This window comes from Streptomyces sp. CB02414 (genome assembly GCF_001905385.1).
Taxonomy (GTDB): Bacteria; Actinomycetota; Actinomycetes; order Streptomycetales; family Streptomycetaceae; genus Streptomyces.
Genome location: NZ_LIPF01000006.1, coordinates 202,590 through 213,393 on the forward strand (window position 1 = coordinate 202,590; position 10,804 = coordinate 213,393).

Sequence of the window (10,804 nt, forward strand, 5' to 3'; positions counted from 1 at the left end):
CCCCGTGGGGTCCCCAGGTCTCCGTGCGATCCGTGCTGTGCGTCAGGGAAGGGAACGGCCGCTGACTGTCCACCACCTCAACCAGCTCCTGCTCGTCTGCTCGCTCGTCCTGCTCATCGCCGTCGCGGCGGTCCGGATCTCCTCGCGCAGCGGGCTCCCCAGCCTGCTCGTCTACCTGGCGATCGGCGTCGCCATGGGCCAGGACGGCATCGGCGACATCCACTTCGACAACGCCGAACTGACCCAGGTCATCGGATACGCGGCCCTGGTCGTGATCCTGGCCGAGGGCGGTCTCGGCACGAAGTGGACGGAGGTCAAACCGGTCCTGCCGTCGGCCGCCGTCCTCTCCCTGGTCGGCGTCGGGGTGAGCGTAGGTGTGACCGCGGCGGGCGCGCACTACCTGACCGGGCTGGAGTGGCGGCAGGCGCTGATCGTCGGAGCGGTGGTGTCCTCCACGGACGCGGCGGCCGTGTTCTCGGTGCTGCGCAGAATTCCGCTGCCCGCGCGGATAACGGGCACCCTGGAAGCCGAGTCCGGCTTCAACGACGCCCCCGTGGTCATCCTGGTCGTCGCCTTCTCCACGGCCGGCCCGATCGAGCACTGGTACGTGCTGCTGGGCGAGATCGCCCTGGAGCTGGCCATCGGGGCCGCCGTCGGACTCGCGGTCGGCTGGCTCGGGTCCCTGGGGCTGAGGCACGTGGCGCTGCCCGCCTCCGGCCTCTACCCGATCGCCGTGATGTCGATCGCCGTCACCGCCTACGCGGCCGGCGCCATGGCCCACGGCAGCGGCTTCCTGGCCGTCTACCTCGCGTCGATGGTCATGGGCAACGCCCGGCTGCCGCACTGGCCCGCCACCCGCGGCTTCGCCGACGGGCTGGGCTGGCTCGCCCAGATCGGCATGTTCGTGCTGCTCGGCCTGCTGGTCACCCCGCACGAGCTGGGCGACGACATCCTGCCCGCCCTGATCATCGGGCTGGTGCTGACCATGGTGGCGCGTCCGCTGAGCGTCGTGCTGTGCCTGCTGCCGTTCCGGGTGCCGTGGCAGGAGAAGACCCTGATGTCCTGGGCCGGGCTGCGCGGCGCCGTGCCCATCATCCTGGCGACCATCCCCATGGTGGAGGGCGTCGACGGCAGCCGCCGGATCTTCAACATCGTCTTCGTCCTGGTCGTCGTCTACACCCTGGTCCAGGGTCCGACGCTGCCCTGGCTGGCCCGCAAGCTGCGCCTGGGCAAGGGGGACGAGGCCGCCGACCTGGGCATCGAGTCGGCGCCCCTGGAGCGGCTGCGCGGACACCTGCTGTCCGTCACGATCCCCGAGGGTTCGCGGATGCACGGCGTGGAGGTCAGCGAGCTGCGGCTGCCCGCCGGGTCCGCGGTCACCCTGGTCGTCCGCGACGGCAAGTCGTTCGTCCCGCTGCCGACGACGGGGCTGCGGCGCGGGGACGAACTCCTCGTGGTCGCCACCGACCCGGTCCGGGACGCCGCCGAGGCGCGGCTGCGCGCGGTCGGCCACGGCGGCAAGCTGGCCGGCTGGCTGGGCACGGGCGGCAGCCCTCGGTGAGCGGACGAGGGACGGTCGAGGGACGGGCGAGGGACGGGCGAGGGACGGGCGGGGGTGCGCGCTTTCACAGGTTGCGCCCGTCTTCGTCCCTGTACGATGAACGCGGCACCTGATCGAACCAACTCTGCCTGAAGCAGAGCTGGCGCGACCGTATGGCGGCCGGCACGCCCCCTCCCCGTTCGGGCTCCGGCATCTACCGCAGTCCGCGCAAGAGGACAGCTCTCGGCGCTCCCGCACGGCGACAGCCGCGAGGCGGACCGCGCTACCAGGCGGCAGAAAGGCACGGGCCGTGGCATCCACGGTCACCCCGTCGAAGAAGTCGCCGGACGGGACGCGGACCGCGTCCAGCTCCGACCGCCCCGGATACGGGCAGCTGCTGCGCACCCGCGGCGCCTGGACGTTCCTGCTGCCCGGCTTCGCGGCACGCCAGCCCTTCGCCATGCTGACGCTCTCCATCGTGCTGCTGGTGCAGCACACCACCGGCTCCTACGGCGTCGCGGGCGCCGTCGCGGCCGTCACCGGCGTCTCCATGGCCCTGTTCGCCCCCTACAGCGGCCGGCTCGCCGACCGCTACGGCCAGCGGGCCGTCCTCCTCCCCGGCGTGCTCGTGCACGCTGCGGCCGGTCTGACGCTGACCGCCCTCGCGCTGGCGGACGCACCCCTGTGGGCGCTGTTCGTCGCGGCGGTGCCCACCGGCGCCTCGGTGCCGCAGATCGGCCCCATGGTGCGGGCCCGCTGGGGCGTCAAGCTCAAGGGCACCCCGCTGATGAGCACGGCCGCGGCCTTCGAGTCCGTCACCGACGAGCTGACCTTCGTCCTCGGCCCGCTGCTGGCGACCGCCCTGTGCACGGCCGTGGACCCGGCCGCGGGCCTGGTCACGGAGGCCGCGCTCACCCTGGTCGGCGGTCTGCTGTTCGCGGCGCAGAAGAGCACCCAGCCGACGGTCGGCGACGCCGCCGACGGGCACGCGCGCGTGGAGCACGTCTCGGCGCTGCGCGTCCCCGGAGTGCGCGTGCTGATCGTGGCCTTCCTGGGCATCGGTTCCGTCTTCGGCGGCATGCAGGTCTCGCTGGCCGCGTTCACCGAGTCGATCGGCGAGCCCGGACTGAACGGCGTCCTGTACGGCGTCTTCGCCGCGGGCAACATGCTCTCCGGCCTGGCCTGCGGCGCCATCGCCTGGAAGGTGGCCCCGCAGCGGCGCCTCCTGGTCGGCTACACCGCCCTCGCCGTTACCGCGTCCGGCCTGTGGGCCGCCCACTCGGTGCTCGTGCTGGCCGGCCTCGGTCTGCTGGTCGGCATGTGCATCGCGCCGGCCCTCGTCACCGGCTACACGCTGGTCGAGGACCTGGTCCCGGCGGGCGCCCGCACCGAGGCGTTCACCTGGCTGACCGGCGCGGTGGCGCTCGGCCAGGCGGCGGCCGTCACCGTCTCCGGCCAGCTCGAGGACCGGTTCTGGGACGGCGCCGGGTTCCTGATGCCGATGGCCGGCACGGTGCTCGCGCTGGCGACGCTGCTGGCGCTGCGTTCACACCTGACGGCCCCGCCCCGGGGACGTACGGTCGCACGTGGCGTCGGTCACCGCGAGCACGCCGCAGTGGACTGATCCCGGGGAATGCGTCACTATGGACCGTCGTTAGCACTCATCGAGTGAGAGTGCCAGGAGGAAGACAAGTGCCGACGTACCAGTACCAGTGCACCGAGTGCGGCGAGGGCCTCGAGGCGGTGCAGAAGTTCACCGACGACGCCCTGACCGAGTGCCCCAACTGCCAGGGTCGCCTGAAGAAGGTGTTCTCGGCGGTCGGCATTGTCTTCAAGGGCTCCGGGTTCTACCGCAACGACAGCCGCGGCAGCTCGTCCAGCAGCTCGCCGGCGGCGTCGTCGTCCAAGTCGTCGTCTTCGGCGTCCTCCTCGGACTCGGGATCGTCCTCGTCGTCGGGCTCTTCGTCGTCGGGCTCGGGCTCGTCGTCGAGCTCCGACAGCTCCTCCAGCACCACCGCCGCGTAAGGCGCCCGGCAACTGCTTACGGGACCCTGTCGTCGTCCGACGGCAGGGTCTTCGGCGTAGGCCGGACGGCTAGGGTGCGGGCATGGCGAACAAGGTGAATGCCGAGATCGGCGTGATCGGCGGCTCCGGTTTCTACTCGTTCCTCGACGACGTGACCGAGGTCGAGGTGGACACCCCCTACGGGCCGCCCAGCGACTCCCTCTTCTTCGGCGAGGTCGCCGGCCGGCGGGTCGTCTTCCTCCCCCGGCACGGGCGCGGCCACCATCTGCCGCCGCACCGGATCAACTACCGGGCCAACCTGTGGGCGCTGCGCTCGGCCGGTGTCCGCCAGGTCCTCGGCCCGTGCGCGGTCGGCGGCCTGCGCCCCGAGTACGGGCCGGGCACGCTGCTGGTGCCGGACCAGTTCGTCGACCGCACGCGGTCCCGGCCCTCGACCTACTTCGACGGACTGCCGACGCCCGACGGCACGGTGCCCAACGTGGTGCACGTCTCGCTGGCCGACCCGTACTGCCCCACCGGGCGGGCGGCCGCGCTGAAGGCGGCCCGGGGGCGGGACTGGGAGCCGGTGGACGGCGGCACGCTGGTCGTGGTCGAGGGACCCCGTTTCGGCACCCGGGCGGAGTCCCTGTGGCACCGGGCACAGGGCTGGTCGGTGGTGGGCATGACCGGCCACCCCGAGGCCGCGCTCGCTCGTGAACTGGAGCTCTGCTACACCTCGCTGACCCTCGTCACGGATCTCGACGCCGGCGCGGAGAGCGGTGAGGGCGTGTCCCACGAGGAGGTCCTGCGGGTCTTCGCGGCGAACGTGGACCGGCTGCGGGGGGTCCTGTTCGACGCGGTGGCCGCCCTGCCGGTGACCGGCGACCGGGACTGCCTGTGCGCGACGGCACTGGGCGGGATGGATCCGGGGATCGCGCTGCCGTAGAGCCCCGGACCGTGTGTCTGCTGGGCGGAACGGCACGTTCGGGTGGCGGAGTTGTCCACAACCGGCCGGTAGCCCACGGGCTCCGGCGGGCATCGGCGAAAAGCCTCATCGTGGTCACGCAAGCCCGATCCCTCGTCACAGGTGGTGGTGACCGTGCCCGTCCCCATGTCCCCTTCCGTACTGGCCTCCCCGCTGCCGCTCGGCACCGACGCCCCTCCCACGTGCGAGGTGCCGCACTTCGCCCCGGTGCGGGTCGGCGGCGGTCGGCACCAGCTGCACCGGCTCCTGCGCCACCGGCGCCGCGCCGTCGCCGCCGGGCTCGCGGTCACCGCCGCGGCGCTGGTGGCGGCGGGCCCGCATCCGGGAGCCGGCGCCCCGGACGCCCAGCGGGCCCGCGGACACCCGGTGACCGAGCCGGTGCGTGAGCGGCGCGGCGCGCAGCCGGTGTCGGCGCCGGTGCGGATCGCCGACGCCGCCACGGTGCGCCTGCTCAGGCCCGGCGACCGGGTCGACGTCATCGCGGCCGGGGACGACGGCGCGGGCGACGCGACCGTACTCGCGCGCGGGGCGCGGGTGACGAAGGTGCCGGAGCCTCTGGACGGAACGGCTGGGGGCGGGGCCGCTGTGGACGGGACGGCTGCGGGTGGTGCACTGGTCGTGGTGTCGGTGCCACGCGCGACCGCCCACCGGCTGGCCGGCGCGGCGGCCACGGAACGGCTGGCGGTGACGCTGTGCTGAGCCCGTCAAGTCCCTCGTTCGAGGGACCGGATTGGACAGGGTGGCCCAACGCTGACGTAGGTTGCGGAGCGTTTTGTTCCACACCCGGTTCAGTCAAGGAGTGCCCCCGAGGTGAGCGAGAAGAAGGAGCCGAGCGTCTTCGAGGGCTTCAAGGCCTTCCTGATGCGCGGCAACGTCATCGACCTGGCGGTGGCGGTCGTCATCGGCGCCGCCTTCACCAACATCGTCAATTCGGTGGTGAAGGGGGTCATCAACCCCCTGGTCGGCGCGTTCGGCACCAAGAGCCTGGACAGCTACAGCTCCTGCCTCAAGGGCCCGTGCACCGGTACCGGCGACAGTGCGACGGGCGTGCGCATCCTCTGGGGCTCGGTGCTGGGCGCCACGCTCACGTTCCTGATCACTGCGGCCGTCGTCTACTTCCTGATGGTCCTGCCCATGTCGAAGTACCTGGCCCGGCAGGAGGCCCGCCGCAAGGCGAAGGAAGGCGCGGAGGAGGTCATCGAGGTCTCCGAGCTGGAGGTGCTCAAGGAGATCCGCGACGCGCTGGTCGCCCAGCGCGGCTCGGGGCACGACCGCCCGTAGGGGCTCCGCGCCCCCCGCGGCTCACAGGTGGTGGGGCGGCTTCTCGTCGAGGAAGCGCTTCAGGTCGGCCGCGCTGTCGCCCTCGGGCCGCCCGCCCCAGCCGCGGTCGGTGTCGTCCGAGCTCTGCTGGTCCAGCGGGTCGTCGAAGACCAGCGCGGGCCTGGGCGCGCGGGGCTCGGGGGCGGAGGGTTCGGGAGCGCTGCTCATTCCTCCAGAGTACGGCCCGCCCGGCGGGCGGTACTCCGTCCGACCGGCCCGGCCCGGCGGGCGGGGTCGTCCGCAGGCGGTCCAGCGCCGCCTCTGCTGTGCTGGGAGCCATGACGTCCAGCCCGACGCCCGCAGCAGCGTCCTCCGGTCCGCCCGGCGTCCAGCCGCCACTGCGCAGGCTGACGGCCCGCGGCCGGCACGAGTCGCATCGTGCGGCCACTCCGCTGGAGCTCTTCTTCGACCTGTGCTTCGTAGTGGCCATCGCCCAGGCGGGCGTCCAGCTGGTGCACTCCGTCGCCGAGAGCCATGCCGGCGAGGGCGTCCTCAACTACGCGATGGTTTTTTTCGCCATCTGGTGGGCCTGGATGAACTTCTCCTGGTTCGCCTCGGCCTACGACAACGACGACGCGCTGTACCGGATCGTCACCCTGGTGCAGATCGCCGGTGTGCTGGTCCTCGCGGCCGGCGTCTCCCGGGCCTTCGAGGACCACGACTGGACGGCCGTCGTCATCGGCTACGTGATCATGCGTGTGGCCATGTCGGCGCAGTGGCTCAGAGCGGCCCGTTCCGCCGCGCCCGCGGAACGCGCCATGGCCCTGAGGTACGCCGGTGGCGTGCTGGTCTGCCAGGTCGGCTGGCTGGGGCTGTTGCTGCTGCCGGAGAGCGGCCGCGGCTGGCTGTTCCTGGTCATGGTGGTGCTGGAGCTGAGCGTGCCGGCGTTCGCCGAGCGGAAGCACCAGTCGTCCTGGCACCCCCACCACATCGCCGAGCGGTACGGGCTGCTCACGATCATCGTGCTCGGGGAGACCATCGCGGCGGCCACGGTCGCGGTGAAGTCGGGCATCGACGAGAACGACGCGCTGGGCGAGTTGCTGCCGATCGCGGCGGGCGGACTGCTGATCGTCTTCGCCGCGTGGTGGGTCTACTTCATGGTGCCGGTCCACGGCCACCTGCGGTCCAACAGGCAGTCGTTCCTGTGGGGCTACGGCCACTATGTGGTGTTCGCGTCGGCGGCGGCGATCGGGGCGGGTCTGGAGGTGGCCGTGGAGCAGGCGGTGGGCGAGGCGCACATCTCGACGCTCGCGGCGTCCGCCGCGGTGACCCTGCCGACGGCGCTGTTCCTGCTCACGGTGTGGGCACTGCACGCACGGCACTTCAAGGTGGGCGTCGCCGAGCAGTCGGTGCTGCCGACGGCCGCGCTGCTGGTCCTCTGCTCCACCTTCGCCGGCGGCCTGGCGGTGCTCGCGGCGGGGCTCGTCCTCGCGGCGGCCGTGGCGACCGGGGTGATCCTGACCGCGCGGCGGGGCGTGCCGGAACGCGGCCCGGCGGCGCCCACCGGCTGACAGTCCGGTCCCGCACTCCCCCACCGGCACCGCGTTCCTCCGGGAGGGTCCGTGCCTGGACCAGACTGACGGCATGACAGTTGACGCATTGACCGATGTCGCCGGCCTGCTGGTGGGGCACGCGACCCGCAGGGGCGACGGGTGGCTCACGGGCACGACGGTGGTCCTCGCACCGGAGGCCGGGGCGGTCGCCGCCGTGGACGTGCGGGGCGGCGGGCCCGGCACCAAGGAGACCGACGCGCTCGATCCGCGCAACCTGGTGCAGCGGGTCCAGGCGCTGGTGCTGACCGGCGGCAGCGCGTACGGGCTCGACGCGGCTTCGGGGGTGATGGCCTGGCTGGAGGAGCAGGGCCGTGGGGTGCGGGTCGGCCCGGACCCCGCTCATGTTGTGCCGGTGGTGCCCGCCGCCTGCGTCTTCGACCTGGGGCGCGGCGGTGACTTCCGGGCCAGGCCGGACGCGGGCACCGGCCGGGCGGCGGTGGAGGCGGCGCATGCGAGCACGCCGGGCGGGGAGGTGGCCGAGGGATGTGTCGGGGCCGGCACCGGAGCGGTGGTCGGCACGCTGAAGGGCGGGGTGGGCACCGCGAGCACCGTGCTGGACTCGGGGATCACGGTGGCGGCGCTGGTGGTGGCGAACGCGGCGGGGTCGGTGACCGACCCGGAGACGGGGGTGCTGTACGGGGAGTTGTTGCGGGGCGGACGGGTGCGGTACCCGGCGCCGGAGGTGCACGAGGCGGCCGGGCGCCGGCTCGCCGAGGTCGCGGCGAGGAACGCGCCGCCACCGCTGAACACCACCCTCGCCGTGGTCGCCACCGACGCGGATCTGTCCAAGGCCCAGGCGCAGAAGCTGGCCGGCACGGCGCACGACGGCATCGCGCGTGCCGTACGGCCGGTGCATCTGCTGAGCGACGGGGACACGGTGTTCGCCCTGGCGACGGGGGCGCGTCCGCTCGACGCGGGGCAGCCGCTCGCGCTGAACGAGGTGCTGGCGGCGGGCGCGGATGTGGTGACGCGGGCGATCGTGCGCGCCGTACGGGCCGCCGGTCCGGTGGACGGGCCGGACGGCGCGTGGCCGTCGTACGCGGAGCTGTACGGGCGTGAGCCGGAGGCCGGTTGAGCCGGGGGCGGTTGAGCCGCGGGTGCGGGCGATTGTCCCGGTTCTGTCACGCGTGGGCGTCACGGGCGGCCGGCGGGAACCCGGTCGGCCCCGCCCGCCTCTACAGGATTGAAGGTAACACCGCACAACACCTCATCCTGGAGCAGCCCGTGACAAGGCCGGTCATAGCATCGCGGCGCGTACTGGGGGCCTGTGCCGCCCTGGTGGTCGGCGCCCTCACCCTCACCGCCTGCGGCGGCAGTGCCAGCGCCGACGACAAGAAGGACGGCGGGGGCGGTGGCGCGGACTCCGCGAAGGCCTCGGCCCCGAAGGTCGTGATCTCGGCCGAGGACGGTTCGACCGGTGCCTCGATCAACACGACCGGCGTGAAGGTCAGCGACGGGCGGCTGACCGAGGTGCGGATGACCGTCGCGGAGACGGGGGCGGCCGTGCCGGGCGCGCTCTCCGCCGACGGCGGCAGCTGGAAGCCGAAGGAGCAGCTGGAGCGGGGTACCAAGTACCGGATCCACGCGACCGCGAAGGACGCCGACGGCCGTACGTCGGCCGCCGACTCGGCCTTCACCACGGTCTCCGCGGCCAACAGCTTCATCGGCACCTACACCCCGGACGGCGGCACCACGGTGGGCGTGGGGATGCCGGTGTCGTTCAAGTTCGACAAGGCGATCAGCGAGAAGAAGAGCGTGCAGTCGCACATCTCGGTCACCTCCAGCAGCGGGCAGGAGGTGGTCGGACACTGGTTCGGCGACCAGCGGCTCGACTTCCGGCCCGAGGAGTACTGGAAGGCCGGCTCGAAGGTCACGATGAAGATCGACCTGGACGGCGTGGAGGGCGCGAACGGCGTCCACGGCGTGCAGAAGAAGACCGTCACCTTCACCGTGGGCCGCGCCCAGGTCTCCACGGTCGACGCGAACACCCAGACCATGACCGTCGTGCGGGACGGTGAGACGCTCAAGTCGGTCCCCATCTCGGCGGGCAGCGCCGAGAACCCGACGTACAACGGGCAGATGGTGATCTCGTCGAAGTCGGAGGAGATGCGCATGGACGGCTCCACGGTCGGGTTCACGTACGACATCCCGGACGTGCCGCACGCGATGCGGCTGAGCCGGTCCGGCACCTTCCTCCACGGCAACTACTGGTACAACAAGGGCAATCCGCCCTTCGGTGCGCAGGGGACCAGTCACGGCTGTGTCGGGCTGCGGGACGTGCAGGGCGGGCAGGGTGCCACGGACGGCAAGTGGTTCTTCGACAACTCGCTCGTCGGGGACGTCGTGGTCGTCAAGAACTCCCCGGACGGCACGATCGCGCCGGACAACGGCCTCAACGGCTGGAACATGGCGTGGAGCGAGTGGGTCGCCGGGAGCGCCACCTGACCGGGCGACCAGCCTCTTGACCAGCGTTCTTTGACGGTTCGTCGGGTCGCGCGGGAACTTCTCGCGCGGCCCGCGCGTTTTTCGTGCGTACGTTTTCCCGGTTCCCGGACATGATGTCCGACCGAGGGGCTACGGTATGCACCCACAAGGTGACATGCAGCAACGCCGGGAGAAACCTTGAGCGTTCCGTACGAGACGGCAGCGTACGAACCACCCGAGTCGCCCGAGTCTCCGGAGGAGCACCTCATGCGACTGCTCGGTCGGGCACTGAACTCGTTCGAGCTGCCCGACGAGACGTTACGGCAGCTGGACTGCGCGCTGGCGCACGACGGTTCGCTGCACTCCGCGCACCACAGCGCTGGGCTGCACCGCGAGACGTACCGGCACACCTGGCTGCTCGCCGACGGCGCGGCGGTCACGCTCTGGGAGCTCGTCCACAACACCACCCCGGGCGGCGAACCGCAGCACGAGGTGTACGTCGACGAGGAGGAGCTGCGCGCCGCCACCGCCCGGCTGGCGCTGCCGCCGGACACCCCCGACTTCGAACTGCCGGTGCAGGTGCAGCTGTCCCCGGTCCCCACCCCCCGGCACAGCTACGCCCCCGACGCCTCGGCGGACCACGCCCGCCGGCTGCTGCGCCGCGCGGAGAACCCGGACCGGCCCGGCGCCGAGCTCGCCGCCCGGCTGGCGACGGCGTCCGCGCACCAGATCACCCAGGCCTTCGGCGGCCCCGGCCGCGCGCGCCGCGCCCGGATCGGCTTCTCGCTCTACGAGCACGCGTTCCTGCTCCGCGACGGCACGGAGGTCTCCCTCTGGGAGGTCGAGCACACGGCCACGCCCGACGGGCGGCACATGTGCGAGGTGTACGCCGGCGAGGACACCGCCCGCCGGGCGATGGAGCGCAGGGCGGCACAGGTCTCCTGAGCGCGGCGACGGGTTCCTGAGCCGGTGACGTCC

General features: G+C 72.6%; 11 protein-coding genes. 10 read left to right on the top strand and 1 reads right to left on the bottom strand.

What is annotated here, in order from left to right; genetic code table 11:
- Window positions 1-37: 37 nt before the first annotated feature.
- The 6 genes from AMK11_RS20755 (at window position 38) to mscL (ending at window position 5,810) form a co-directional block, all read left to right on the top strand.
- On the top strand, window positions 38-1,561 hold the full coding sequence (locus AMK11_RS20755) for a potassium/proton antiporter (RefSeq protein WP_383582025.1): 1,524 nt from the start codon (window positions 38-40) through the stop codon (window positions 1,559-1,561).
- A gap of 289 nt (window positions 1,562-1,850) precedes the next feature.
- Window positions 1,851-3,164: an MFS transporter gene (locus tag AMK11_RS20760; protein WP_073729393.1), complete on the top strand. Its 1,314-nt coding sequence runs from the start codon at window positions 1,851-1,853 to the stop codon at window positions 3,162-3,164.
- A gap of 68 nt (window positions 3,165-3,232) precedes the next feature.
- Window positions 3,233-3,565 carry an FmdB family zinc ribbon protein gene (locus AMK11_RS20765; RefSeq protein ID WP_073729395.1) on the top strand — a complete coding sequence of 111 codons (333 nt, stop codon included), beginning with the start codon at window positions 3,233-3,235 and terminating at the stop codon, window positions 3,563-3,565.
- A gap of 82 nt (window positions 3,566-3,647) precedes the next feature.
- Window positions 3,648-4,490 carry an S-methyl-5'-thioadenosine phosphorylase gene (locus AMK11_RS20770; protein ID WP_073729397.1) on the top strand — a complete coding sequence of 281 codons (843 nt, stop codon included), beginning with the start codon at window positions 3,648-3,650 and terminating at the stop codon, window positions 4,488-4,490.
- A gap of 165 nt (window positions 4,491-4,655) precedes the next feature.
- Window positions 4,656-5,228: a hypothetical protein gene (locus AMK11_RS20775; protein ID WP_241847023.1), complete on the top strand. Its 573-nt coding sequence runs from the start codon at window positions 4,656-4,658 to the stop codon at window positions 5,226-5,228.
- Window positions 5,229-5,339: 111 nt separating this feature from the next.
- Window positions 5,340-5,810 carry a large conductance mechanosensitive channel protein MscL gene (mscL, locus tag AMK11_RS20780; RefSeq protein ID WP_073729399.1) on the top strand — a complete coding sequence of 157 codons (471 nt, stop codon included), beginning with the start codon at window positions 5,340-5,342 and terminating at the stop codon, window positions 5,808-5,810.
- A gap of 21 nt (window positions 5,811-5,831) precedes the next feature.
- Here mscL and AMK11_RS20785 read toward each other — a convergent pair whose 3' ends face one another.
- Window positions 5,832-6,017, bottom strand: coding sequence for a hypothetical protein (locus AMK11_RS20785; protein ID WP_073729401.1), 186 nt, complete (start codon window positions 6,015-6,017; stop codon window positions 5,832-5,834).
- A 110-nt stretch (window positions 6,018-6,127) separates the two neighbouring features.
- Between AMK11_RS20785 and AMK11_RS20790 the strand changes: the two genes are divergently transcribed.
- The 4 genes from AMK11_RS20790 to AMK11_RS20805 all read left to right on the top strand — a co-directional run bounded on the left by AMK11_RS20790 (window position 6,128) and on the right by AMK11_RS20805 (window position 10,771).
- A complete protein-coding gene (locus AMK11_RS20790; RefSeq protein WP_073729403.1) occupies window positions 6,128-7,360 on the top strand; it encodes a low temperature requirement protein A in 1,233 nt (410 codons plus the stop codon).
- A 73-nt stretch (window positions 7,361-7,433) separates the two neighbouring features.
- Window positions 7,434-8,477, top strand: coding sequence for a P1 family peptidase (locus tag AMK11_RS20795; RefSeq protein ID WP_073729405.1), 1,044 nt, complete (start codon window positions 7,434-7,436; stop codon window positions 8,475-8,477).
- A 149-nt stretch (window positions 8,478-8,626) separates the two neighbouring features.
- Complete coding sequence (locus AMK11_RS20800) at window positions 8,627-9,847, top strand: L,D-transpeptidase (RefSeq protein WP_073729407.1); 1,221 nt, start codon at window positions 8,627-8,629, stop codon at window positions 9,845-9,847.
- Between the two features lie 177 nt (window positions 9,848-10,024).
- Window positions 10,025-10,771: a DUF6227 family protein gene (locus tag AMK11_RS20805; RefSeq protein ID WP_073729409.1), complete on the top strand. Its 747-nt coding sequence runs from the start codon at window positions 10,025-10,027 to the stop codon at window positions 10,769-10,771.
- Window positions 10,772-10,804: the final 33 nt, after the last annotated feature.